This is a genomic window from Candidatus Saccharibacteria bacterium, from assembly GCA_016191105.1.
Lineage (GTDB): Bacteria > Patescibacteriota > Saccharimonadia > CAILAD01 > BJGX01 > JACPPH01.
Genome location: JACPPH010000002.1, coordinates 128,661 through 152,512 on the forward strand (window position 1 = coordinate 128,661; position 23,852 = coordinate 152,512).

Annotated in this window: 26 protein-coding genes and 1 tRNA gene; 6 read left to right on the forward strand and 21 right to left on the reverse strand. The window is 47.1% G+C overall.

The genetic code is table 11. From position 1 onward, the window contains the following. Window positions 1-7: 7 nt before the first annotated feature. From aspS to HYX70_00920, 7 genes are all read right to left on the reverse strand, one after another. Window positions 8-1,318 (reverse strand): aspartate--tRNA(Asn) ligase, encoded by a 1,311-nt coding sequence (gene aspS, locus HYX70_00890; GenBank protein ID MBI2797840.1) that lies wholly within the window; start codon window positions 1,316-1,318, stop codon window positions 8-10. A gap of 109 nt (window positions 1,319-1,427) precedes the next feature. After that, complete coding sequence (locus HYX70_00895; protein MBI2797841.1) at window positions 1,428-2,090, reverse strand: hypothetical protein; 663 nt, start codon at window positions 2,088-2,090, stop codon at window positions 1,428-1,430. A gap of 149 nt (window positions 2,091-2,239) precedes the next feature. Next, a complete protein-coding gene (locus HYX70_00900) occupies window positions 2,240-2,692 on the reverse strand; it encodes a response regulator (protein MBI2797842.1) in 453 nt (150 codons plus the stop codon). A gap of 65 nt (window positions 2,693-2,757) precedes the next feature. Next, window positions 2,758-4,422 (reverse strand): PAS domain-containing protein, encoded by a 1,665-nt coding sequence (locus HYX70_00905; GenBank protein MBI2797843.1) that lies wholly within the window; start codon window positions 4,420-4,422, stop codon window positions 2,758-2,760. A 56-nt stretch (window positions 4,423-4,478) separates the two neighbouring features. Continuing rightward, window positions 4,479-5,309 (reverse strand): YdcF family protein, encoded by an 831-nt coding sequence (locus tag HYX70_00910; GenBank protein ID MBI2797844.1) that lies wholly within the window; start codon window positions 5,307-5,309, stop codon window positions 4,479-4,481. Between the two features lie 20 nt (window positions 5,310-5,329). After that, window positions 5,330-5,638: a hypothetical protein gene (locus HYX70_00915; protein MBI2797845.1), complete on the reverse strand. Its 309-nt coding sequence runs from the start codon at window positions 5,636-5,638 to the stop codon at window positions 5,330-5,332. Next, complete coding sequence (locus HYX70_00920) at window positions 5,638-6,366, reverse strand: FAD-dependent oxidoreductase (GenBank protein MBI2797846.1); 729 nt, start codon at window positions 6,364-6,366, stop codon at window positions 5,638-5,640. The genes HYX70_00915 and HYX70_00920 overlap by 1 nt, the downstream gene beginning before the upstream one ends. Window positions 6,367-6,394: 28 nt before the next feature. On the opposite strand from HYX70_00920, the gene HYX70_00925 reads away from it, so the two are divergent. The 3 genes from HYX70_00925 to HYX70_00935 all read left to right on the forward strand — a co-directional run bounded on the left by HYX70_00925 (window position 6,395) and on the right by HYX70_00935 (window position 8,785). Continuing rightward, window positions 6,395-7,429 carry a GTP-binding protein gene (locus HYX70_00925; GenBank protein ID MBI2797847.1) on the forward strand — a complete coding sequence of 345 codons (1,035 nt, stop codon included), beginning with the start codon at window positions 6,395-6,397 and terminating at the stop codon, window positions 7,427-7,429. 212 nt (window positions 7,430-7,641) lie between these two features. Then, window positions 7,642-8,007, forward strand: coding sequence for a hypothetical protein (locus HYX70_00930; protein MBI2797848.1), 366 nt, complete (start codon window positions 7,642-7,644; stop codon window positions 8,005-8,007). A gap of 223 nt (window positions 8,008-8,230) precedes the next feature. After that, a complete protein-coding gene (locus tag HYX70_00935; protein MBI2797849.1) occupies window positions 8,231-8,785 on the forward strand; it encodes an NUDIX domain-containing protein in 555 nt (184 codons plus the stop codon). Here HYX70_00935 and HYX70_00940 read toward each other — a convergent pair whose 3' ends face one another. From HYX70_00940 to HYX70_00950, 3 genes are read right to left on the reverse strand one after another with little or no spacing between them, the layout of a single operon-like run. Next, window positions 8,786-9,211 carry a cupredoxin domain-containing protein gene (locus HYX70_00940; protein ID MBI2797850.1) on the reverse strand — a complete coding sequence of 142 codons (426 nt, stop codon included), beginning with the start codon at window positions 9,209-9,211 and terminating at the stop codon, window positions 8,786-8,788. Between the two features lie 56 nt (window positions 9,212-9,267). Further along, a complete protein-coding gene (locus HYX70_00945; GenBank protein MBI2797851.1) occupies window positions 9,268-9,729 on the reverse strand; it encodes a hypothetical protein in 462 nt (153 codons plus the stop codon). Beyond that, complete coding sequence (locus HYX70_00950) at window positions 9,730-10,059, reverse strand: hypothetical protein (protein ID MBI2797852.1); 330 nt, start codon at window positions 10,057-10,059, stop codon at window positions 9,730-9,732. Between the two features lie 146 nt (window positions 10,060-10,205). Between HYX70_00950 and HYX70_00955 the strand changes: the two genes are divergently transcribed. Further along, window positions 10,206-10,541, forward strand: coding sequence for a hypothetical protein (locus HYX70_00955; protein ID MBI2797853.1), 336 nt, complete (start codon window positions 10,206-10,208; stop codon window positions 10,539-10,541). A 103-nt stretch (window positions 10,542-10,644) separates the two neighbouring features. Here the strand turns inward: HYX70_00955 and HYX70_00960 are convergent, their stop codons facing one another. The 5 genes from HYX70_00960 to HYX70_00980 all read right to left on the reverse strand — a co-directional run bounded on the left by HYX70_00960 (window position 10,645) and on the right by HYX70_00980 (window position 14,977). Further along, a complete protein-coding gene (locus HYX70_00960) occupies window positions 10,645-10,842 on the reverse strand; it encodes a hypothetical protein (GenBank protein ID MBI2797854.1) in 198 nt (65 codons plus the stop codon). Between the two features lie 22 nt (window positions 10,843-10,864). Further along, window positions 10,865-11,080, reverse strand: a complete 216-nt coding sequence (locus HYX70_00965) for a hypothetical protein (GenBank protein MBI2797855.1) — start codon at window positions 11,078-11,080, stop codon at window positions 10,865-10,867. Window positions 11,081-11,093: 13 nt separating this feature from the next. Next, window positions 11,094-11,297: a hypothetical protein gene (locus HYX70_00970; GenBank protein ID MBI2797856.1), complete on the reverse strand. Its 204-nt coding sequence runs from the start codon at window positions 11,295-11,297 to the stop codon at window positions 11,094-11,096. 104 nt (window positions 11,298-11,401) lie between these two features. Beyond that, window positions 11,402-14,854 carry a hypothetical protein gene (locus HYX70_00975; protein ID MBI2797857.1) on the reverse strand — a complete coding sequence of 1,151 codons (3,453 nt, stop codon included), beginning with the start codon at window positions 14,852-14,854 and terminating at the stop codon, window positions 11,402-11,404. Window positions 14,855-14,902: 48 nt separating this feature from the next. After that, a tRNA-Glu gene (locus HYX70_00980) sits at window positions 14,903-14,977 on the reverse strand. A 458-nt stretch (window positions 14,978-15,435) separates the two neighbouring features. On the opposite strand from HYX70_00980, the gene HYX70_00985 reads away from it, so the two are divergent. Then, window positions 15,436-18,225, forward strand: a complete 2,790-nt coding sequence (locus HYX70_00985; GenBank protein MBI2797858.1) for a ribonucleoside-diphosphate reductase subunit alpha — start codon at window positions 15,436-15,438, stop codon at window positions 18,223-18,225. A gap of 21 nt (window positions 18,226-18,246) precedes the next feature. Then, window positions 18,247-19,281 carry a ribonucleotide-diphosphate reductase subunit beta gene (locus HYX70_00990; GenBank protein ID MBI2797859.1) on the forward strand — a complete coding sequence of 345 codons (1,035 nt, stop codon included), beginning with the start codon at window positions 18,247-18,249 and terminating at the stop codon, window positions 19,279-19,281. Between the two features lies 1 nt (window position 19,282). Here the strand turns inward: HYX70_00990 and HYX70_00995 are convergent, their stop codons facing one another. The 6 genes from HYX70_00995 to HYX70_01020 are packed head-to-tail and all read right to left on the reverse strand — an operon-like array spanning window position 19,283 to window position 23,816. Further along, window positions 19,283-19,678, reverse strand: a complete 396-nt coding sequence (locus tag HYX70_00995; protein ID MBI2797860.1) for a Type 1 glutamine amidotransferase-like domain-containing protein — start codon at window positions 19,676-19,678, stop codon at window positions 19,283-19,285. 42 nt (window positions 19,679-19,720) lie between these two features. Beyond that, window positions 19,721-19,927 (reverse strand): hypothetical protein, encoded by a 207-nt coding sequence (locus HYX70_01000; GenBank protein ID MBI2797861.1) that lies wholly within the window; start codon window positions 19,925-19,927, stop codon window positions 19,721-19,723. Next, a complete protein-coding gene (locus tag HYX70_01005; protein MBI2797862.1) occupies window positions 19,924-20,499 on the reverse strand; it encodes a hypothetical protein in 576 nt (191 codons plus the stop codon). Before HYX70_01005 ends, HYX70_01000 begins: the two co-directional genes overlap by 4 nt. Continuing rightward, entirely contained in the window at window positions 20,496-21,917 is a 1,422-nt protein-coding gene (locus tag HYX70_01010) for a glutamate--tRNA ligase (protein MBI2797863.1), read from the reverse strand. The genes HYX70_01005 and HYX70_01010 overlap by 4 nt, the downstream gene beginning before the upstream one ends. A gap of 28 nt (window positions 21,918-21,945) precedes the next feature. Further along, window positions 21,946-22,281, reverse strand: a complete 336-nt coding sequence (locus tag HYX70_01015; protein ID MBI2797864.1) for a hypothetical protein — start codon at window positions 22,279-22,281, stop codon at window positions 21,946-21,948. Then, window positions 22,278-23,816, reverse strand: a complete 1,539-nt coding sequence (locus HYX70_01020) for a DUF4367 domain-containing protein (GenBank protein MBI2797865.1) — start codon at window positions 23,814-23,816, stop codon at window positions 22,278-22,280. Before HYX70_01020 ends, HYX70_01015 begins: the two co-directional genes overlap by 4 nt. Between the last annotated feature and the right edge of the window lie 36 nt (window positions 23,817-23,852).

Here is a 23,852-nt window from a genome sequence, read left to right on the forward strand (position 1 = left end):
ATTTTAACTAGGGAGTCAAACGATTAATATCGCGCGGGAACAGGGTGGCTTCTTTGACGTTCTTGAGACCCAGTGTTAACTGGACAAAACGGTCTATGCCAAAACCAAACCCACCATGCGGTGGCAATCCAAATTCAAATGCGCTCAGATAATGTCTAAACCCAGGATGCTTGGGATCTATGCCAGCAGCCGTGATCTGTTCCACGAGCTTTTCATGGCGATGTTCTCGCTGTGGTACGGTTGCAATCTCGACACCTCTAAATAGCAGGTCAGAGCTTAGGGCGGTTTTGTCATTTTCGGGATTTTCCATGTGGTAGAACTTCATAGCCTCTTTTGGCAGATCGGTTACAAATACTGCCTCACAGCCATCGTTCTTTTTGGCATATTCACAGATCCAGCGTTCTTCGTCTGGGCGCAGATCTTTTTCGCCCACAGTATTTTCGTTGTTGGCCTTGCTGTACATTTCGTGCACCTGCGCTACCGTGTAGCGAGGAAATTCCCTGGTTAGTTTTAGCTCAGGAGAATTTAACTTTTTGAGAAGTTCGGCCTGTTCTTTGTATAGCTTTTCGAGTGTATCACGAACTAGGTCTTGAGCCAAATCCAGAACATCTTTGTAAGAGTCTATAAACCCAACCTCAACATCTAGCATTGTAACCTCGCTCATATGTCGGGTAGTAGCACTTGGTTCGGCACGATAGGCTTGACCAATCTCAAAGACTCGCTCAAACACACCAACCATCATTTGCTTGTAAAGCTGCGGACTTTGAGCCAAAGTAGCCTCCTGGCCAAAGTAGTCTAGCTTAAATACCTCGGCGCCACCTTCGGCCGATCCTGCCACTAGCTTGGGTGTTTGGATCTCGACAAAGTCATTGTTGGTCAGGTATTCACGTAAGAGTTGATTGATATGTGAACGAGCCTTAAAAATAGCCTGTTCTTGTAAGTTGCGTAAGCTCAGTGCCCGGTGTTCAAATAGAGTGTCTAAATGCTCTGGCTTGTGGCTAATGGGCTTGTCAATTTCAATTAATGGTTCGGCAGTTACCGGAACCAACACTTCGATTCTAGGGTCGTGGATCTCTACACCGCCCTGTGCTCGCTCTTCTTTTACAACTTTACCTTCAATTTTCAAAACCGTGCCGATTTGTAGGCTGCGCAGCTTTTCAACTTCGTCTTTTTGTTCGACCACAATCTGAACTAAGCCGCCACGGTCGCGTAAACTAATAAAATTAAGGCCGCCAAGCAAACGCTTTTTATGCAACCAACCCTCTATCATCACCGACTTGCCAACAGCTTTGGCAAGTTCACTTGTTAGAGTTCTCATTGCATACATTTTAACAGATAAGGACATGGTTGATCAAACCAATAATAACGAAGAAGAGCCCGAAGGACTCTCCCTCGAGCTCGGTTGTTGCACCGATCTTGGATGTTGATCACGCTGGTTCGAGCACTTGGTCTCGCTTGCCGTCGACGGCCTCTTGTTCGAGGCGAGCGACTATCTGCGGTGAGACCAGTGGTTCGAACATGGGCTCTGCCTCTGGTGCTGCCACCTGTTCCTCTGTGGCGATCACCACTAACGGACAGATGCTGTGCTTCTTGGCAACTGCCGTACGTCCGATGAGCTGGATTGTGTCGCGGATTGGCCGGTTGTGCTGTTGACCAATGCTCTCACGGCTCAACTTCTTGGCTTTCCTCTTCGTGTCGAGCGCCTCCATGGCATAGAAGGTCCCCCATAGGGCCGCAAGACTGGCGGTTGAGATACCGACCATTTCGAGAATGGCGAGGAAGTTGACGATCGCCCCAATCAGTACGGCGACCGTGCCCATACCGACCCCCCAGATGAAGAAGATTCTGCCGGTCACGCTGAGGCTCTTCTTGTGTCGACGACCCCATTTGCCGCAACGACGACTCACATCGCCGACGAAGCTTCCTACCGCTTCTGCCGCGTCGTTGTTGAAGACCCAGGCGATCGGCACCCAGATAACCACGACCCGCCAGTAGTGGCACAGGTTCTCGCGGTAGTCCGGTTGGTTCTTGTACTCTCCGTGCTGCTGCCAGTATTGGTAGGCTCGGGCGTGCCAGGCGTTGGGCTGCACTGTCCAGGTACCCCTGTAACTCTGACTCATGTTGCTTCCCCTTGTTGGGTCGGTACTTCTACGAATAGATCTAGGCTTATTAAACACCCAAAACCATTAAAGGGCAACAAAAAAGACCCTTGCGGGTCTTTTGAACTTTCTAAAACGATTTAGCTAGCCGGTGCGGCGGGCTCTTCGGGCTTCTTTTCGTCTTTACCGCCCACAACTGGCTCGGTCTTGGTTTGAGTATCGGCTGGGCCCGATAGTATGCGCTTAATGGCGGCTACCACGTCTTCGAGTGTAACTTGAGATTTTACTAAGTATTGATCAACACCCAGCTTTTCACCACGTTCGCGATCCTCGGGCGAGCTTAAGGCGGTCATCATAATTACTCGGGTGTGGGCAATCTCGGGTGTGGTACGAATAATGTCTAATACATCGAAACCAGAAATTCGCGGCATCATAATGTCTAGTAGTACAAGGTCGGGGCGCTCTTTTACGGCTACAGCTAAGGCCTCTTCGCCATTGCTAGCAGTTACAATTGTGTAGCCCTCGGCTTGTAAACGAGCCGAATAGACGTCGCGCAAGCTAATGTCGTCTTCTACGATTAGGATTTTTGCCATTACTTTTAGGGTTCCCTCGGTTACTTTTCTTGATTATAACAAGTTGCTTATGATTTTAGCAAATTTTAGGCGTTCTTAACGAGTGGCAAACTAAATATAAAGCTCGACCCCGCCCCCGGTTTACTCTCAACCTTAATCTGGCCACCATAAAGCTCTATTAAGCTACGGGCAATATATAGGCCTAGGCCGGTGCCGCCGATCTCGCGCGTCATGCTGTTGTTTACTCGGTAAAACTTCTCAAACATATGCTTTTGGTCTTCTAAGCCAATACCCATGCCGGTGTCCCGTACCTTCACGGTTACAAAGTTGCGATTACCGTCGAGCTCAATATCGACACTGCCAGAGGCGGTATATTTAATAGCGTTATCGACTAGATTAGTAAGAACCTCACGAATTCGTTCGGCATCGGCCCGCACGTTATAGACTGGTGCAATAACCGTTTCGTGGTGGTTAGAGCTACCGCCAATGTGCGTAAATAGCTGTAAGTTTTTTTTGCGAGCCACCATTTCCATTTCGTTGGCAACTTGGGTTACTAAATCACTCAGATTAAACACCTGCCTGGTGTCGTTAAGTCGCTGATCTTCGATCTTGGTAACACTCAATAAGTCTTGGAACAGCTTACCAAGGTGTAAAGCTGACTGGTGAGCCTTCTCGAGATAGCTATGGGCCCGATCGTCGATGGTAGCAAGGTTGGAATTGTTGGCCATAGATATATAGCCCTCAATTGCGGCTACTGGGGTGCGCATTTCGTGACTAGCCGTACTCACAAACTCGTTGCGCTCGCGCTGTACCGCCTTTTGTTCGGAGATGTCGTGCAGCACCGCAATAGCACCTGAGATTTCGTTATTAACATCGACCGTGGGCGCAATCGACAGTGACAGCGATATTTTGTTGTGCTCCTTATCTAGTATATGAAATGAATCGGTGGTCAGCGTGCTTTTTTGCTCAAACACCTGCAAGAATGGATCGTTGGCGTTGGTTACGTCGTTGCCATTGGCGTCTTTGAGCTTGAGCACGTTGGTGTAGAATATGTCGTTGGCACTTTGAGCATCCCAGCCAGTCATGTCTTCGGCAGCTGAGTTAAATAGAACAATCTTGCGCTTGTTGTCGACGCCCACCACAGCATCGGCAATTGAGGCCAGCATTAGCTTTTCGGAAAACTTAGTGCTATCAAGCTGGTTGGTTATGCGATCAGCTGTTTGAGCAGCCTGTTTAAAGTTCTGAAAAGCCAAGGCTAGCAAAGCTCCAAAAAACACGGCTAGCCCATTTAGAGCCAAAGCTACAAAGTTAAAACTCCAGCCCTGCCCCTGCGGCACCATCAAAAAAGTTAGCATTACAAAGCTACCGAGCGCAATCGCAGCATTTATGTAAAAAGCTCGAATGCTCAGACAACACGAAATCGTTAGAAGTAGCAACCAGGCTGCATAGTACTGAGAGTTAAAGCCGCCAGTGAACACTATAACTACAAAGAATTGCAGCAAAATAAAAACCAGCGCAAAGTAAGTTGCCATGTAGGGCAAACGACCGTTTACTCTATTAAAAACAAAAAAGTTATAGATTAGCCCAACCAGCGCAATTGGGCTAATTAAATACACCATCCAGGCCCCTCCGGGCAACTTATAGCCGCTAGCCGTTGCGATCATAAAAAATGCCAAAGCTACAGCGTTGCTAACGCTGGCAATATTTATTACAAAAGCCTGAAGAGATTTATATTTTGTTAGGGTTTGCACATTATTTGCCTATACCAAGTAATTATAGCATAAGCGCTTTGTTATTTTTGGCCGCATTAGGCATCGTTAAAGGCTATGGTGTTGCGGAGTTTTATAAACTCACCAAGCACTAGCAACAAGCCATTTTGATTCTTGTACCATCCTTCACTACTAAACTCAGGCTTGGTACGACTATTTATTCGGTGAATCTGCACGTTGGCTGCGGTGTGTTTTTTCCATACACACCAGCCTCGTCGTTGCGTGTATGGTGAATTAACAACAATGAAAGAATCGTAAGTCATGTCCTTGGCATCCATCATATTGAGCGTTCGTCGAACGTTGTCGGGTATGGTTATTGACCCGTCTTCAATGATAATATCTGACTCTGGCACTCCAGACTTTAGCGCTATGGCCGCATATTGCTCGGCTTCGGTTGTATCTTCAGATTTGCCATAGAATGGCCCGCGGCCACTAAATATTACCTTTGGCGCTAGTTTTTCCCGGTAGAGTTCGACCGCCTTTTCTACTCGCAGCGGAGTGCGTGCCCCAAACACATATATATAATCGGCTGCTTTTGGCTCATCTTGTTCAGATAAATAGCTGTAACAGCTTTGCAATAATCCAATCTCTGCCGTGCTTAGTTGGGCATTTAGTATGAGCCCTACTAACTTGCTATTTAGCTCGCCCCCAGAGTCTAATATGTTCTTTGCCTCTAAGCCTGGCTTGTCGAAGATTGCCGTGTCTAAGTCAAAATGATTGTAGACATTCTTAATTGTTCTGAAGTCCACAAAATGTTTACTTTTCTGAACCGGCTCTCGCTTTTCTTCGGCATTAGAAATGTGCATTATCTCATTGCCAGCCGGCAGTCCAAGATGCGATTTCCTTTTAGTGTGTTGATTGGGTGACATTTCTTACAGCCTTTAACACATTATAAACTACGCAAACTGGCTAAAACCAACGATACAAATATCCAAACCAACACTACTAAACCCAGTATTCGTCTGGCACGAACAGTCCCCCAGCCTAGCTCCATGACGGCCCAAATTATCAGCCCAGCATTAAAGATTATCTCCAGGACTGTGTGCCACGGACCGCTGCGCACAAACAGCAGTGCAGCCCAAGCCAAACCGGCTACCACGATCGGTGCGTTTGGTGCCTGGAAGACCACAGTCTTGCCGTTTTTATCTCTAAATAGCCAACTGAATAGGTCGGGTCGAGGTTTATTTGTATTTGCCATTAGAACTTGTCGGTGTAGCCTGGGAACCAGTCACCATGGATTTGATCTTCGGCAATGCCCACCCCGGTTAATTTGTCTTTTAGGGCATCGACCATGGGCTCGGGGCCAGACACATAATAATCAAAATTGTTTAAATCTTGAACGTACTTCTTAATTAGTGCTGGGTCAATATAGCCGTGCTCGCCTTGCCAGCCGGCCGGCGGGCTTTCGCTCAATACCTCTACAAGTTTGAATTTCGGCATTTTAGCACTTACCTCTTTTAGCAGGTCGTCCACGATATTGTCTTGCTCGGTGCGGTTGCCATAAAATAAAATGATTTTTCGGTCCAAATCGTTTGTATCGAGCATGTATTTAAGCTGCGACCGAAATGGTGTTATGCCAATACCGCCCGCCACCCATACCAGTTTTTCCGATTTGGGTTTGGGTAGCACAAAATCACCGTCGGGCCCAGTGAACTCCATGCTATCGCCAGGCTCAAGATGGTACAAGGCAGCTTTAAAGCTAGAGCGCCTGCTTTGCACGAACCGGGTGCGAATTACTAGATCCGGCTCGGTTGGAGAGCTGCTTAGAGTAAACCAACGTTTTTCGCCCCTATCATCTTCGTTTGGGTGCTTTAAAACTACCTCTATAAACTGGCCTGGTTGGTAGTCGAACCCGGCGGGTTTTTCGAAATGGTTAGCCCAAGCGTCGGTTGCAATCTTTTCACGTTTGATAAATATTAACTTCATGCAATCTCCCATCTGGTATAATTATGCTATGAGCGAGAAACTAATTCAATACAAAAAGATTCCCATTACTGTTCTAACCGGGTTTTTGGGGGCTGGCAAAACCACCCTGCTCAACTACATTCTGCAGCATAACCAGGGTATGAACATTGGCGTGGTGGTAAACGACTTTGGCGATATTAACATTGATAGCGAACTTATTAAGTCTAAAACCGACAAGCGCTTAGAGCTCACCAGTGGCTGCATTTGCTGTAGCTTACAAACTCTCGATCTGCAAGACGCCATAGAGCAATTTACCTATGCCAATTCGGGCATCGACTACATTATTATTGAGGCCTCGGGCTTAGCTGAGCCGCGCGACTTGGCCATGACGCTACGACACACCCTTGGCCAAAGGGTCCGTCTCGATAGCATTGTAGCTGTTTTAGATGCCGAAAACCTCGAAGACAAAGCTAAAGAACACAACATTGCTCGCGATCAAATCTTATTTAGCGATTTTGTGATTATCAACAAGATCGACTTAGTTAAGCCAGCTAAGGTTAAAGAAATCCGCCAGCTAGTGGAGATGTTTAATCCAAAGGCTCGCATAGTTGAAACCACCAAGGGCGAGGTCGATGTGCGCCTGCTGCTCGACCAAGATCTGTACAAAACCAAGGAAATTAAGCATCCAAATGAAGGTGGTCACGAGCATGATCATAGCGATCACATTCACCACAAATACTCTCACTTCTCTTTTACATCCGATAAACCGCTCCACCCTATGAAGTTTCAGGAGTTTATTAATCGCAAGTTGCCAACTCAAGTTTATCGAGCCAAAGGTTTTGTGGATTTTGGTAGCAAAGGCCACCAGCGCAAATACATTTTTCAGCTGGTGGGTGTGCGGCCGGAGCTGGTTTGGGAAAACTGGCTTAAAACCGAGCAGCCAAAAACTCGACTGGTGTTTATTGGCCAAGATGTGAACGAAAAAAAGATCCGCGCCGATCTAGAAGCTTGTATCGATCCCGAACCCAGCAAAAAACTCGAAGGTGACATTGAACTACGCTTGCCCAAGAAGGCTGATTTATAACCTTCTTTCCTATCATTTTCGATAACCCTCCCTTTCGTCATCCTGAACTCGTTTCAGGATCTCATTATTATTGTTCGAGGTCATCCGAGAACTTAGTTCTCATCCGCACAAGGCAGATTCGAACGATAAAGCTTTTATTCCTTGTCTAATTATTGTAAAATGATGCTGCATTCGAGAAGGTCTCTCGAGCAAGGTCTGCGAAAGGACTGATCATGCCAACCAGTGACGAAGTCTACGTTTTCACGCTGCACGTTGACCTGCAACTCCCAAACGGCAAGGTGGTTACTGGTGGCCAGCTCGTCTATTACTGGGTTTTCAACGGCTTGCCAGTTGACCCAGACGGCGATTCGATCTACAACGCCTGTCGCGAGATCTCAGATGAGCTGTCATGCCGTGCCGAAGACGAGCTGGAGCTGCAGGGCTATGTGGCCATTACGCCGGCGTTCAGCTTCGACGAGGACATGAACTCAACGGCGACGCTCTCGGTCATCACGCCAACCTCGAAACGCTTTATACTTCGAGGCCGTCCGTACAGGATGCACCAACTCGACTTTACGCCTACGGGCATCCGCGATTGAGCCAAAACGGCTGCTCTCGAATTGCGGCCGGAGCCAGTGGCAACACTGGCTCCGGATCCGCCCAAAGTTTTTAAATTCGCTGTACAGCTAATCAAAGATTTTGGTAGGATTTACTCTCCGTCATCCCCGACCAGACCGGGGATCCAGGCTATTACTTTTTTGTTTCTGGATTCCCGCCTGCGCGGGAATGACGCAATGAAGAGTAGCTGATAAAATAGCAAGCATGAAAGAAAAAATTACCTATCAAGGCCGGATTATCGAAGTTGTAGAGTTCGATGGCGGTAATGGCAAGACATTCGAAAAAGCCCGCCGAGCCCCGGGCTCACGACTGATTATTGTGTCGGCCGAAGGTCAGATCTTAATTACCAAAGAACACCGGCACGAACTTGAGCAAGTTGATCTTCGTTTGCCGGGCGGCAAGGTCTATGATACTTTGACGGAATACAACGAAGCGCTTAAGGATAAGACTGATATTGCTGAGTCTGCTAAGGCCGGTGCCATCAAAGAAGCTGCCGAAGAAACTGGCTTGACTATCAAAAACCCAGAACTTATTACCGTTGCTACCGCCGGCGCGACTGTCGATTGGGACTTGTACTATTTTATTGTTCGAGAGTATCGAGAACTGCCCACCGGCCAACAGCTCGAGCATGGCGAAGACATCGAAGTTACTTGGATGAGCCCAAAGCAAATCCGCCTAGCGATTGCAGGCGGTCAAATGCAAGAATGGCGCAGCGTGGGCGTGCTTTTGGGCAAAGTTTTGCCCGAACTCGAGGGTTAACTATTCTGTAACCGTAACAGTACCGGTCATGCTGGGGTGCAGTGTGCATTTATAGCTAAATGTGCCAACTGTATTAAAAGTACGGCTAAAACTTTTGCCGCTAGCTAGGTTGCCAGACTCAAATGAGTTGTCGGTAGCAGTTACGGTGTGAACCACGCTGTCGTTGTTGGTCCAAGTTACGGTTGTGCCCTTTTTGACCGTTAGGCTATTCGGGCTAAAGGCCATATCGGCTATGGTGACTGTATTGGTATTGGTTTGATTACCGTTATCCGAAGTCGAAGCTGGCTGATTGGTTGCCAGGCTATTGGTTTGACCTTGGGGGGCTTGGGTTCGATTCTTGTTGTTTAACACATAAAACAAAACCGCACCTAACAACAAGGCGGCCACAACAATAATGACTATAATTAGAGCCGATCCTTTTTTCATAATTACCTCCTAGCTTATAGCTTAAATATACACCTAGAGGTCTTGGCCTGGCAACCTTAGCAATTAATTGAGCGTAGGTTGCTTTGGTACTGCGAGTTTATGCTATTAAGGTTAGCATTGTGAACCGAATTCTCTCGGCTAAGCGCAGCCTGTCTTGAGTTGGGATCGGATATGGTGGTTTCAATAAAGCGTGTTTGGTTGTCGTAGCGAGCGTTCTCATTGTTTACTTGTGAGCTATATTGGGCGGTAAATGAGGCCTTTTGGGCAACATTACAGCTGGCAGTTTGGCTGGCGGAGCTAGATTGACTGGGTGTAGTAGCTTGATTGGTTTGGCCACCATTTTGTTGTGGCTCGTTCGGCTGTTCGTTTTGAGTGGTGCTGCTCGAATTACCAGGTAATAGCTTTTTTACAATATTGCTCACCGGGCTATTCACAAAGTAAAAACTGGCCAGCATTACTCCAGCCGCCAGGACTGTTAAGAATATCTTGGTATTGTTTTGGAGCTCGTTTTTGAACATCTAGGCTCTCCTTTTGGTTTTTCTATGGGGGCGGCCCTGCGCAACCATGGGCTGGGTTAGCAGCACTGTTATGGCTAGCACTACCGAAAAAATCATGCCAAAGTCGAGTGCTAAGGCCCAGCCCGAGAACACAGTTTGGCCCAAGCCGGTAAAGCCGCCGCTATAAACGCTGCGAAAGGCAAACGGAAAGCCATAGGCGGCCTCGAGTGCGAACTGATTGCAGCAGCTGGCAATATTCTGGCTAAAAGGTGTAACAGTAAAGCTCATAATCGCCAAGGCCGCCAGGGTGACCCCGAGCGAAAATACCAGCTTATGACTAGTCTTTACCATTTTTTTGTTTTCCTACTATAAATGCTTACGCTTATTTTGACAGATGTGCGACCTTATTGCAACCTGTTGTTTAGATCTTCAAAATGAACGTTACAAGGCCACCTATTAAGGCGTATAATGTTAACAGATTAACCAAGGAGATAATTATGAAAAAATTTATACTACTCTACAACGGCTCAGCCACACCGGCCGAACAAATGACCTCGGAGCAAACTGAAAAAGTTATGGGTGGCTGGAAAGCTTGGATGGAAAAAATTGGCGATGCAATGGTCGATATGGGTCAGCCCATGGCCAACGGTAAATCGGTGGTTGATGATGGTTCTAGCGCAACAGCCCCCGAGCTTAGTGGTTATTCAATTATCCGGGCCAGCGACATGGACGCTGCACTTAAGCTCGTTAACGATCACCCTTTCTTGAGTGACAATCCGGCAAGTTTAGCGTTGAGGTATTTGAGCTACTGCCAGCACCCGGCATGTAGTTAGTTCTTGCTTAGATTATAACGAAAACAACGGCCCCAAAACTTTAGTTCCGGAACCGCTCGAGGGGCCGACCAAATGTCGCTTACCCCTGTGCGCATCTCAGGCGTCAGACTTCTAGTCCATTCGCTGTAACCCTTGCTAGATGCAGAGTCGCCCAGACCTGGGCATCAGCTAGGGCAAGAGCCTGACACTCCTTGTCGTCCAGTTCCCACGATCGAACGATGCTGGCGAGCGCTTCTTGCTCGTAATCGAGCTGCTTGCCTCCCTCATCGATCCGCTTGGCTTGTTCGGCGCTATCCGCCATGGACTTCTCCTTCTGTATGGTGCTATGAGAGCACAGTTACTTCTTCGTCTGGCCTTAGCCAGGTGGTTGCTGAGTTGCCGTTGGTATCGAGGTGATCCACGAACACTCTAGTTGAATCACATCGCATGGCCACCGGCCTGATTTCGAAGTGGAGTCCAGCTAGGTCCTCATGCAGCATCCAGCCAGGAAGCTGGAGTACGTCGTCGACGCCTATCTGGTCTGCTGTTTTGACTGCCACGTCTCTCTCCTCGCTAGAGCCGATCGAGCAACTTCTTGACCCCGAAGAGAGCGAAAGTGGCCACCACGCTGGTGACGGTCAGCAGAACCAGGTCTAATAGGTCATCTTCGTCGAGATCGACGCTCCTGGCCTCCTCAACTCGCTTGGCCGCGACACCAATGGCTATCGCGCCGGCGGGGATCAGACTCACGATCAAGGTGTTTAGGAACTTCTTCATTCTCATTTCTAACTCCTACGCTCAGGAACTGCAGTCGGCCTGCAGCAAGATTTGAAGTGATCTGAATAATACCATATTCAGGAGTGCAGGTAAATGATGAAAGCCTACTTATTAACCTCGCCCTTTACTAAATCCAACACTATTTTGTCACCTGTTTTTAATACCTTTGTGGCTTGCTTGGTGCCAACTATGCACGGCAGGTTAAACTCACGCCCGACTATGGCTGCGTGCGACATCATACCGCCATGGTCGGTAACCATGGCCCTAGCCTTACGCATAAGCGGCACATAGCTAGGGCTAGAGGCTGGTACAACAATAACATGATCATCTGGCACCGGGTCTGTTGGGCTAGCGACGATCACTACCTCACCATTTACAAAATGTCGGCCGCCGTTGCTAGCCACAAGACCATTCAGTGCAGTGGTTGATGCTTTAAAATCAACATAACGCTCCCAAAGATCCTCGGTTTCGGCTGGCCCGATTAAGTCGACCTTGCCGTCGTGGTAAAACCAACCATCTTTAACTTTGCTAGCGGGTTTTTTAATTTCGCGACGAGTACGCATCATCCAGGCCTTACGATCGTCCATGAATTCGGCCAGCTTTCGTGCTAAATTCAGAGCACCAACTTCTTTTGGAGCTAACTTGTATTTGTCTGCAAGTTCTTCTCTTTTTGTGCGATTATCGTTTATCACACTACCATAACTGTCCTTGAGCATGGGCAGTCGCTTTTTAAAGTAGGCCTCGGCTTTGTTGTTGACTCCTCTGTAGCCATCGTCTATCCACGGGTATTTTTCGGCCAAGGCTTTGGGATCGCCACCCTCTATCAGCTCATCATCTATTTTAGATAAAAACGTTGGCTTATCAGGCAACGTAAACCCGCCCCAAATTTGCTGTCGCTGTTTCGGCTGCAAGCGATCTAGCATTTTCGCCACAGCACTCTCGGCGCCATATAGCGCAAACTCTGCAAAAACAGTAAGGCCCTGAGCTTCTGCCAAATCCTTGGCATCAGCCTTTTGTTTATCAAGACTCTCAACCAATTTCTGCCAATTTTCTCTGTCCGTATTAAATCGATTCTGCTTTTGATAAGCTTCAAAAGTCCTTTCGGTGAATTCGGCAAACTTCTGGGCGTTTATAAGCCAAACGTTTTTGCCCTTGTAAAATAATGCGAGAGTTTTGGGTGGATTAGGCATTTCTGGATTGTTGTGCGCAGCTACAAAAAATTCTTCGGCAGCCGACATAAAATCGCTCATATACAGTGGCTTAGCTCGAGACGGCCCCCAGTAAAACAGCTCATCTGGCTCACCCAGATAATCTTGCTGCGCATAGTTTACAACTTGCGCACCGGCATTTAGCGATATGTAGTCACCATCCTTTAAGACCTTCATGCAGTTGTCGGAGCCGACTATACAAGGCTTCTGCAGCTCTCGAGCCACAATTGCTGCGTGCGAGGTAATTCCACCCTCAGCGGTTATAAACCCGGCAGCCAGTTTCATGGCTGGAGTGTAGTCGGGCATTGTAACATGGGCAACAATAATATCGCCCCGTTTCACTTTGCTCAGATCACTTTTACTGGCAATGCGAACCACCCTGCCCTCAGCAGTGCCTGCAAATGCCGTCGTGCCCGGGCTTATGAGTGAGCTGCCTTTATCTTTCGCCGAGCTGGCTATAATAGTCTTTGCTTTTTCGATAAGATTTTGGTCTAGCTCAACTATGGCTTTACTGTCCGTGTAATAATACAGATATTGTTGATCTAGCCGTTTGGAGGTCTGCTGGAAACTAGGTGCCTGTTGTTCTTTCACAAAGCCGTCTATTTCAACATCCAATAAATTGGCAATATGCTCAACCGTCCAGTCCTTGCCGGTTTTTTGGCTCAATTCCTTGGCTAAACCGGCAAACACCTCGCGTAGTGTAGTCTGTACCCGTTTAAGTTGATCAATCCGGTCCGTCCGCAAAAGTGCATACTCTTTTATTGCCAAGGCCTGTGTTAAATAAGGTTCTGGCAAAATTTGTTGGAGCTCACCTTGCTGACTATCGTCGATGGAGTTATTAATCTCCTCGATTTCAGCCCTGGCGGCAGTTTCAGTTAATTCTTGCAGCTCATTTTTAAGTTGCCCAGGGGTTAAAAGCGGCTCAACAAATGAATACTCTGGCACATGTTTAAATGTCTTCGCGATTTCGGCCAGCTTAATTTTAAGCTCTTGCTTAGTGGTGTCACTGACTTTTAGTCTACAAAGCTCGAGTCTCATCTTTTGATAATCGTGCAGGGCTTTGGGTGTGGCCACAATATCTATAACCCTCTGAGCTTTGCTTGCAAACTTAGTTTCTACATATTCCTTAAACTTTGGGTACAAGATAGCATCGATGGCAACACCCGTATACAGAAATACACTCAACTTAGTTAAGAATTCTCGGTAGCGTGTAAAAATGTCCTCATAGTTGCTAGGCTTGTCCTCCACAAACTTAATAACAGTTTGGGCAAACTCTTTAAGTTTGTTGTAGCTATCGAGATGACTATTTAGTTTCTTTTTGGTATTAACGCCTTCCAGGCAGAGGCCAAGAATCTTTTTTGAACCACCAGCCTCAAGATAATAGGCCCTGGTTGTGCCCTCCACCGGGATGGTCACTACATCGACTGGCGCAACTATATTAGAGGTAAAGCGTACAATCTCATCGCGCTGCAATGTGGCCGGTCGAGCGATGGTTTTTACACAATGGCTAAAGAACTCCGGTAGCTCAGCGCCCGCACTATTAAGGGTTGTGATTGGGCGAGATTGCACAATATAGATTTGTTGATTCTCGATTGCAAACTCAATGTCTTGTGGCGCATCGTAATAATCTTCAATTTGCTTGCCCTGCTCTACCAGCTTTTGCAGCAATGCTTTTGACAGAATCTGTCCTTTTTTGGTCACGACAGCTTCTGTGTTTTTGCCATCTTTATATACAAGCATTTTGGCCTGGCGGTGCTTTGTATGATATATTGCACTGCCCGTCTTTTTATCGACGGTGTAGCCTTCTGGAGTTACTAAGCCCTGTACCAGCAACTCGCCCAAGCCATGGATCGCCTCAATTACCATTTGTTCTGGATTGCTACTAAGCGGATTTGCGGTAAACATTACTCCAGACACTTCGCTATCGACCATCTTTTGCACAACTACAGCTACGGCCTGCTGTTTTTTGGGTATATGGTGATCTTTGGCATAACTTTGGGCGCGATCAGACTCTATCGACTGCCAGCAGTGCTTAATGGCATCGAGCAAGCCTCCTCTGTCAACATTGAGCTCGGTATCGAGCTGGCCCGCCCAAGAAGCGCCTGCGGCATCTTCGGCAATTGCTGAAGAGCGTACAGCTACTCTTTCGGCACCTAGCTTATCAAATACTGCGTAGATCTCTTTTGTGAGGCCGTTAGAGTCAACTAGGCTTTTATTAAACGACGCTGTGGTAATTACAAACCCTGGCGGAACGGCCAATCCGGCATTCGTCATCCGCCCCAACGAAGCACCTTTGCCACCAACCTCATTTACGTTGGTTGCTTCTTCTAGAAAAACCACACTTTTCATGACTTTATCATATCAAAAAAGAGGCCAGATGGCCTCTTGAATTATTCATGGTGATCCCACGGGGAGTCGAACCCCGGTTGCCAGGATGAGAACCTGGTGTCCTAACCACTAGACGATGGGACCTCGTCTAAACTGTGCTTCGATAGCTATTGCAAACTTCTCGGGTTTGCAACTTATATTCTCGCACTGTTTCTCCTTTCGATTCAAATTTCTTCGACAATTTGAATCGGTCAACAGCTATCGCAAAGAACAAATTTCATTCTCTGTCGAGTCGGGGTAGCTGCAGCAAAGTAAAGTCAGAACACGACCTTAACATAAACCTAAGCTCATTTCAATACTAGCATCGTGCTTAGCATAGGCGTATTATAAATCCAAGTTTTGTTTTTGTGAGTTCGATAATGTGGAGTTGACAATAAGGGGGTATTTTCGTATTATGTTCGTAAGCATAAATTTTTTAACGTGTGTTAAAAAAATCCTTGACGAACATCTAATACTCTATATATAGTGGTAATGCTTATAGTTCTTACGCTATATGTAGTGTTTGCTGCTTATAAAACATAAAAAAATGGAGGGTTGACGACATGGCTTTTACGCATATTAAAAAACGCAACGGACAAACGGCCGAATTTGACCGAGCACGGATTGAAATTGCGATTGGTAAAGCCAACGATTCGGTTGAGGGCGAGATTGCCAAGGGCGCTATAACGCCGCTGGTCGATGGCATTGTGGCCCGTCTCGATCAGGAGTTCGACGATGTCTTGCCCGATGTCGAGTCGATCCAAGACCTTGTAGAGCAAGCATTAATGCAAGCTGGTTACTATCGCACCGTGCGCAGTTACATTCTTTATCGTGAGCGGCATAGCCAAGAGCGGGTCGAAGCTCAAGAAGAAATCATCCACAAACTCGAGCAAAAGCAACTAACAGTTGTTCAGCACGACGGCAAAAAAGAAAAGTTCTCCGAAGAAAAAATCGCTCAAACCATCCAAGCTTATACCAAGGATCTCAAACATGTCGACGTGCCCATGCTGGTAGGCGCAGTTAAGATCAACCTCTACGACGGCATTGTAGCCGATGAACTTTACGACGCTATTATTGTGGCCGTACGCTCATTTATAGAACGTGACTACGAGTACTCGCTTTTGGCGGCTCGGCTGCTACTCAATAAGCTCTATTACGACATAATTGGCCCCACTACTCTAACCCGATTCGGTTCGACCTACAAAGACGGCTTTGCTAACTACATTCAAGAGGGCGTTAAAAATAAGCTTTTGCTGGTTGAAATGCTAAACTTTGACCTCGAAGAGTTGGCTGGCTACCTCAAACCCGAGCGCGATGAAATTTATAGCTTTATGGCTTTGCAGTCTATGTATGGTAATTATTTCTTGCGCCCGGAGCGCGAGAGCAAGACTGTTTTGGAAACACCTCAATTCTTCTGGATGCGTGTGAGCATGGGTATGGCCCTGAATGAGCCAGTCGAAAACCGCACCGAGCTGGTGAAAAAATTTTACGATATGGTCTCAACCAAGCGCTACACACCAAGCTCGCCTACTCTATACAACTCCGGCACCTCATTCCCGCAAATGAGCTCGTGCTTTTTAAACACTGTCGACGACGATCTCGACCATATCTTTAAGGTCTTTCGTGACAACGCCATGATGAGTAAATTTTCGGGCGGCATTGCCACCGATTGGACCAACATTCGCGGTACTGGCTCACTGATCAAAACTATCAACATCCCCTCGCAGGGCGTGATACCTTTCTTAAAGATTGCCAACGATGTTACCATTGCCATTGCGCGCAGTGGCCGCCGGATTGGTGCCACCTGCGTATACCTAGAAAACTGGCACTACGACTTCGAAGACTTTTTGGAACTGCGCAAAAACACTGGCGATGAGCGCCGCCGCACTCACGACATGAACACTGCCTCTTGGGTGTCAGATCTATTTATGAAGCGTGTGGCTCAAGACGGCCAATGGACCATGTTCTCGCCTAGTGAAGTGCCTGAATTACACGACCTATACGGCAAGGAATTTGAGGAAAAATACGTCGAGTACGAAAAAATGGCTGATAATGGTGACATTAAGATGTTCCGACGCACTTCGGCTACTCAGCTCTGGCGCAAGATGCTAACTATGCTATTTGAAACTGGCCACCCGTGGTTGACGTTTAAAGATGTTTGTAACCTGCGCTCGCCTCAAGACCACGCTGGTGTGGTGCACAACTCTAACCTATGCACCGAGATTACCCTAAATAACTCGGCCGACGAAACCGCCGTTTGTAACCTGGGCTCAGTCAATCTCGCAACTCACGTTAAAGCTGGCAAGCTCGATACTAAGATGCTGTCAGAAACTGTCGCTTGGGCAATGCGCATGCTCGACAATGTGGTCGACATTACCTTTTACCCGACCGAAGAAACCAAGACCTCTAATATGCGCCACCGCCCGGTCGGTTTGGGCATCATGGGCTTTCAAGATGCTCTTTACAAGCTAGACATTCCGTTTGAGTCTGAGGCGGCCATAAAGTTTGCCGATGAATCGATGGAGCTAATTAGTTACCACGCCATTATGGGTTCGGCTAACTTGGCTCGTGAAAAAGGTGCCTACTCGAGCTTTAAGGGCAGTAAGTGGGATCGCGGCATATTCCCGATCGACACCATTGAGCTAGTTGAAAAAGAACGTGGCCAAAAGATCGACGTTAGCCGCACTGGCAAGCTCAACTGGAAACCTGTGCGCGAAGCCGTTAAAAAGTATGGCTTGCGCAACTCCAACACCATGGCCATCGCCCCAACCGCCTCAATTGCCAATATCAATGACTGTTATCCTTGCATTGAGCCGATCTACAAAAATCTGTATGTAAAATCGAACATGAACGGCGAATTCACGGTTATTAATCCGTTCTTGGTCGAAGACCTTAAAAAAGCTAAGCTTTGGAACGACGACATGATTGAAAAGCTTAAGTTCCACGATGGCAGCATTCAAAAGATTACCGAGATTCCGCAAAAACTGCGCGACAAGTACAAAGAAGTTTTTGAGACTGATTCTAAGTGGCTAGTGCGCGTAGCTGCCTACCGCGGTAAGTGGATCGACCAGAGTCAAAGCTTTAATGTTTTTGTACGCGGCGTTTCGGGCAAGGCCTTGAGCGAAATCTACACCTACGCCTGGAAGATGGGCCTCAAAACCACCTACTATCTGCGCTCACTGGCAGCCAGCCAGGTTGAGAAGTCCACAGTTGATACCGGTAAGTTTGGCAGCACCCACAAGCGTGATTTTAGCGCCATTGCCGTCGAAACTGTCGAAACTGCTCCAGTGCCGGCGCCAATTGCCGAAAACGCTCCAGTTCCGAAGCAACAATCAAGTAAATCTAAAAAATAAAACTTTTAAGGAGAATATGTAATGCCACTTACTAAAACTACTAAGCGTCCCGACATCAATAAGCGCCGGATTATCAACGGCGTTGATGCCGATGTGGTGCAGCTGCACCCTATGAAACACAACTTTGCTTGGGAGGCCTATAATACCGGCAATGCCAACCACTGGCTGCCAACCGAAATTGCTATGCAAGACGACATAGAGATGTGGAAATCGGGCAAGCTGACCAGCGACGAGCGCTTGGCTTTCGAAACAGCCTTGGGCTTTTTTACCACCGCCGACTCGATTGCCGCCAACAATCTAGTGCTAGCTTTTTATCGACACGTTACTAGCCCCGAGGTGCGCATGTACTTACTGCGTCAATCTTATGAGGAGGCCATTCACACTCATGCCTATCAGTATATTGTGGAAAGTTTGGGCCTAGACGGTGGTAAGATCTTTAATATGTACCGCGAAAACGCCTCGCACTTTTCGAAAGCTGACTTTATTTTGACTTTCAACGAGGGTGTGTATGATCCTAAGTTCAAGACCGGCACCTTTGAGGCCGATCAGAAATTTTTAGAAAATATGTGCGTGTTCTCGTTGATTTTGGAAGGCATATTCTTCTACTCCAGCTTTGCTGTGATATTTGGTTTTCAGCGCCAGCACAAGATGACCGGCAGTGCCGAGCAGATTCAGTACATTATGCGCGACGAGACTGTGCACCTCAACTTTGGCATTGATATGATTAACACCATTAAAGATGAGCAGCCCGAACTCTGGACCAAGGACTTTCAAAAACGCATTGTTAAGCTGGTAAAAGATGCTGCTAAGCTCGAATACGCCTATGCCAAGAACGTTTTTCCACGCGGCATATTTGGTATGAACGCCGATGGCTTTCGTCAATACATAGAGCACATTGCCGACCGTCGCCTAAGTCGAGTCGGCCTGCCGCCTCAGTTTAATGTCGACAATCCATTCCCGTGGATGAGCGAAGCTGTCGACCTAAGTAAAGAAAAGAACTTCTTCGAAACTCGAGTAACCGAATACCAAACCGGCGGCACTCTTAACTGGGAATAAGCTAGATCAATTCTCTCTTGTCATCTGAAACGACGACAGCTTGATCGTCATTGATTGATACCACTTCCACTCCTTTGGCATTGAACGACTCTTTGATTGATGCAATTATGTAGCCATACTTTTGGCTGTCGGCGTGAACAAGCGGTTCAAAATCAACCAAATTAAGTCCCTCCCACATAGCTTCGGGGGCCTCTTTTGGATCATCTGCTAGGTCAAAATATTTTAGCGATGGGCTCAACACGATTGCGCCAGCACTTCCGCCGCCAATAACTAGCCCGTTATTAGCCTCTTTGGCGAGAATCTTGTCTGCGCCAACCTTGTGCAACCAATATCTTAAATAGAAGGTGTTTCCGCCACCCATAAACACCCCGTCGGCAGATTTGATCTTATCTAGCAATTCGTCTTGCTTGTTTACATAGTTCCTTAAATCTATTGCCTCTTACTTAATGTCGTAATCGCCTAAAATGGCATCATCCCTGTTGCGCTGGGTTACAAACACGCTGCCCTTATAATCTGAGGCATTATGGATCGTTAAGACAAGTGGCTTTTTTTGTCCACTTCGCTCTGTAGCCAAAAGCTTTTTGTAAACAGGTATTAATTTGTCAGGAAGCTGAGCTAAGTTAAGAGACGAAAGAAATAGCTTCATATGATCTCCATGATAGCGCTTAAGTACTCTTTTTGACCAATGTCGTGTTTGCCATTTGGGACTACCTTAAGTGTTGATTCTCTAATGACGGAATTTGCACGTTTGGCTACAGTCATCATTTCCGGTTCCCTTACTGATTCCTTTTCTCCAACAAGCAAAGTGGTTTTAGATTTAATCTTTTTGCCAGCTTCTAATAAAGAAAAGCTCTTAAAATCGGCCGCTCTATGTTTTCCAATGGATTTGGCCCAGCTGTCGGGAATCGTCTCCATATCTTCTGCAAAGAATGGTGACAAGGAACACAATACCAGTCTGTCTGGGCAGAACTTAGCTGCGCTTATAGTGGCTATCATCGCCCCAAACGAAAATCCTAGTACCAGGTTGAAGTCTCCACTTTTTGAGTTATATAGTTCGTTGAATTGAACAACATAGTCGCTCATTATTTTATATCTCCAGTCAATATTGACCTTAACGGTCTCAAAAGACTGTTGTGCTAGCCTCTTTGAAATTTCATCGACACCCTTTCTTTCAGGTGTTTCGGTATAGCCTGGGACTATGAAAGCTACTTTTTTCACAATAGATTTTTAGCCGTTTCTAACCTTTTCAGTGACTCTTCTTTACCCAGAGTTGCAAAGATATCAAAAAGACCTGGAGCCTCGGTGCGGCCGGTTAGGGCTATGCGTAAGGCATAAAATAGATTTCCGGTGTTTATATCACCCGCTTCGGCAAGTTTGCGTAGGGCTTTCTCGATAACATCGTGATTAAATTCAACATCTTTAAGATCGCTGGCAACAACCTCTAGCCAATTCTCAACATCTTCTGGCTTATCTTTCTTGGTTAGCAGCTCCTTATCAACTTTTGGCTCAGTAAAAAATATCTCCATAAGATACTCGGCGTCACTTAGCTTCTTTATACGGTCTTTATCGAGCTCTACAACTCGAGTTAGATAATCGTTGTGTTTGTACCAACTCGCCGGCAAAAACGGCTCTAAGCGCTTTAAAAGCTCGTCTGTGGGTAACTCGCGTATGTATTCGCCATTCATCCAGGCCAGGCGATTAATATCAAATACCGCCGGGCTTTTTTGTACTCTATCCAAACTAAAACGTTTCACCAGTTCATCGTGGCTAAATATCTCTTGCTCGGTGCCGTCGTTCCAGCCTAAAAGTGCCAAAAAGTTCACCAGTGCCTCTGGCAAATAACCCTTTTCCTTATATTCCAAGACATCGACATCGCCATCGCGTTTACTGAGCTTCTTTTTGCCATCGGGGCCTAAGATTGGTGGCATATGCACAATTGTGGGTCGATCAATCTTTAGTAAGTCGTACAGTGCGGCATACTTTGGCATGGAGCTAATAAACTCATCACCACGAATAATATGGGTAATTTTCATTAGGTAATCATCAACAATATGGGCAAAGTTATAAGTTGGAAAGCCATCGGCCTTGATTAGTATAAAATCATCTATTAGTTCGTTCTTTGTCTCAAACTCGCCCCTTAGCTCATCTTTCCACTTTGTGACTCCGGCTGGGACCTTCAGCCGTACTGGATAACCATTCGTTTCCTTTGAGTGCTCTTCAGGCTCCATATTTTGTTTATAGACAAATGGCTTCTTGGTATCGATTGCGGCAGCTTTATGTGACTGAAACTCTTCAGGGGTAATGTATGAATAATAAGCATTTCCCTGCTTAATTAACTTTTCGGCAAATTCTTGATAGTTTGGCAACCGCTTCGACTGCACATATGGAGCATGCTCGCCCGTTTCGGTATACCACACCCCTTCGTCGGGCTTAAGGCCAAGCCAATCAAGGCTTTTAACTATATGTGTGGCACCCCAGTCTACAAACCGCTCTCGATCAGTGTCTTCGAGGCGTAGAATAAAGCTACCCTTTTGATTTTTGGCAAATAAGTATGCAAACAGTGCTGTGCGAACATTGCCAACATGCAAAAACCCAGTTGGACTGGGTGCAAAACGAGTTCTAACAGGCTTGCTCATAGCTACATTATAACAAAATGGAACCCGCTTAGCTCAACAGGTCTTCGGCCTGAATCTCGTTCCAGTAGCCGTCGGGTTGCCCGCGGTAGAAAACTACTTTTGTAGATGTTTCTTCTGGGTCGTAAACATACTGAACGCGATTGGCGCTACCAGTTTGATGATAAAAAGTTTTCTTATCAATAATTACTGGCCCGGCAATTCGCTCAATCTTATACTTAACATTGTCTTTCTCAAACTCAATACTCTCGACAGTTCGAGTAAGGTCTTTGTTGTCTTCGAGTGGTTCGGTTTTGCGGTTGGAGTTGTCGATTTGATATTTTTCATCTATCAGATCAATTAACTCGTCCCAGGCACGATTGGTCATAGGCTGGTAGCAATTTTGATTAATTGGTCTTGGTTCAGACCGCTAGTATTGCCCTCTAGTCTATACCAAGTGCCCTTATTAATCCAGCTGGCTTGGTTGTTGCCATACATGTATATGGTTAACCCCTGAGCCTGCAAAGCCAGGTAGTTGTCAGATTTCTGAGTCACATAGTTTTCAGCTAAGGCTTGAGAGTCCCAGTCGGTCTTAGCCTCTTGCACCTGCATCTGCTGACTGCCGTTTGAATTGCTAACATTGTAACTAATAAGTCCTGGACTGGCCTGAATGTCGCCCGATACCTTCCAGCCTGAGGGCAAATAGTTTGGCAAACTGGCGTTAATACCCGCCTTGCCACTGGCGACTTTAAAAGCCAAGTTTGGATAGTTGATTTGCCATACATACAATCCAACCACCACCACACCAATTAGGCTTAGAGCCACACTGGCCGGCTTAAGACCAGGCTTTTTCTGCCCGGGCTGAGAATTATTTAATTGAGCTATGACGGTTGGCACGCTATTGGGTTTAGGTATAAGGTGAGTCGGCAGCCCCATTTCCACTACTCGGCCTGAGCCAGGTGTCTGCCTGGCATTGGTTAGTTGGCTATTGGCCCTGGTTGTGGGCGGGAGTATGCTTGGTGGCTGAACAGAATTAACGGCTTTAACTACAGGTGCAGTTTCGGCAGTCGACAGGCCAGGGCTTAAGGCGCTCAGAGTGTTGTGTTTGGGCGGAATGTACTCCACCCCCGGGCTGGCCGCAGGCCGAATATCGCTCATGACTTTGAGGCTGGACTGGGACGGTTTGGCGCTGCCCTGAGTGGCTTTGGCTAGTTCATTAAGCTGAGCATCAGAAAAAACAGACTCGTTTTTGGTATCCAACCCCCCCAGCTCACTGCCGACATTCTCACTCGCAGGGGCTGGATTAGGCTTGGCTAAGTCTAGGTTTTTAATTGGCGCCACCCTCGACACAGTGGGTGCAAATTGAGGTTGGGGAGCCGACTTTGGAGTCTTTTGACCCTCTAAAAGTCGTTGTAGTGAAGACTCGTCGTGAGCATGCTGGACTTTAGATGTGATTTCTGCAGCCGCCTTGGTTTGAGGCTGACTTCTGCTGTCGGGCTGGGTCGTTGGGACTACAGCGGGCTGCGGCACTGGCTGTGCTTGGCTGATTGCCGGTTGTTCAGCAGGGTTTGAAGACAGTGGCTTGGGCGCTCCGGCTGGTTGCTGTGAGCTTGATTGTGCGATAGGTTCTGGCTGTATCGGCTTGGTGCTGCTTACTGCATTGGCCGATGCTGGTTCGGCCGGTTTTGGCGCAATGACTGTAGATGGGGGTGCAGCCAGGGGAGCTAGGGCAGGCGCTGCTTGGGTGTTGGTACCATCAGCCAGTGGTGCTGTGGCAGCTTTGACCGCCACATCTGCAACCGGTGCGCCGGAGCTTGCTGTTTGGCTGTCTGTAGTTTGGACGGGCGTACCACAGTTAGCACAAAAAGTCTTACCTGCAATGGTTATTTGATTGTCGGAACTACAATTTGCACATTGATTCATACTAAAACTCACCCTTCCAGAGTCGATAATATTATA

Coding starts and splice junctions, on each gene's coding strand:
- HYX70_00990 (MBI2797859.1), top strand. CDS start 18,247: ATGCCACTTACTAAAACTACTAAGCGTCCCGACATCAATAAGCGCCGG.
- HYX70_01020 (MBI2797865.1), bottom strand. CDS start 23,816: ATGAATCAATGTGCAAATTGTAGTTCCGACAATCAAATAACCATTGCA.
- HYX70_00970 (MBI2797856.1), bottom strand. CDS start 11,297: ATGAAGAAGTTCCTAAACACCTTGATCGTGAGTCTGATCCCCGCCGGC.
- HYX70_00940 (MBI2797850.1), bottom strand. CDS start 9,211: ATGAAAAAAGGATCGGCTCTAATTATAGTCATTATTGTTGTGGCCGCC.
- HYX70_00900 (MBI2797842.1), bottom strand. CDS start 2,692: ATGGCAAAAATCCTAATCGTAGAAGACGACATTAGCTTGCGCGACGTC.
- HYX70_00950 (MBI2797852.1), bottom strand. CDS start 10,059: ATGGTAAAGACTAGTCATAAGCTGGTATTTTCGCTCGGGGTCACCCTG.
- HYX70_00915 (MBI2797845.1), bottom strand. CDS start 5,638: ATGGCAAATACAAATAAACCTCGACCCGACCTATTCAGTTGGCTATTT.
- HYX70_00910 (MBI2797844.1), bottom strand. CDS start 5,309: ATGTCACCCAATCAACACACTAAAAGGAAATCGCATCTTGGACTGCCG.
- HYX70_00925 (MBI2797847.1), top strand. CDS start 6,395: ATGAGCGAGAAACTAATTCAATACAAAAAGATTCCCATTACTGTTCTA.
- HYX70_00985 (MBI2797858.1), top strand. CDS start 15,436: ATGGCTTTTACGCATATTAAAAAACGCAACGGACAAACGGCCGAATTT.
- HYX70_01015 (MBI2797864.1), bottom strand. CDS start 22,281: ATGACCAATCGTGCCTGGGACGAGTTAATTGATCTGATAGATGAAAAA.
- HYX70_01010 (MBI2797863.1), bottom strand. CDS start 21,917: ATGAGCAAGCCTGTTAGAACTCGTTTTGCACCCAGTCCAACTGGGTTT.
- HYX70_00920 (MBI2797846.1), bottom strand. CDS start 6,366: ATGAAGTTAATATTTATCAAACGTGAAAAGATTGCAACCGACGCTTGG.
- HYX70_01000 (MBI2797861.1), bottom strand. CDS start 19,927: ATGAAGCTATTTCTTTCGTCTCTTAACTTAGCTCAGCTTCCTGACAAA.
- HYX70_00975 (MBI2797857.1), bottom strand. CDS start 14,854: ATGAAAAGTGTGGTTTTTCTAGAAGAAGCAACCAACGTAAATGAGGTT.
- aspS (MBI2797840.1), bottom strand. CDS start 1,318: ATGAGAACTCTAACAAGTGAACTTGCCAAAGCTGTTGGCAAGTCGGTG.
- HYX70_00930 (MBI2797848.1), top strand. CDS start 7,642: ATGCCAACCAGTGACGAAGTCTACGTTTTCACGCTGCACGTTGACCTG.
- HYX70_00955 (MBI2797853.1), top strand. CDS start 10,206: ATGAAAAAATTTATACTACTCTACAACGGCTCAGCCACACCGGCCGAA.
- HYX70_00945 (MBI2797851.1), bottom strand. CDS start 9,729: ATGTTCAAAAACGAGCTCCAAAACAATACCAAGATATTCTTAACAGTC.
- HYX70_00960 (MBI2797854.1), bottom strand. CDS start 10,842: ATGGCGGATAGCGCCGAACAAGCCAAGCGGATCGATGAGGGAGGCAAG.
- HYX70_00935 (MBI2797849.1), top strand. CDS start 8,231: ATGAAAGAAAAAATTACCTATCAAGGCCGGATTATCGAAGTTGTAGAG.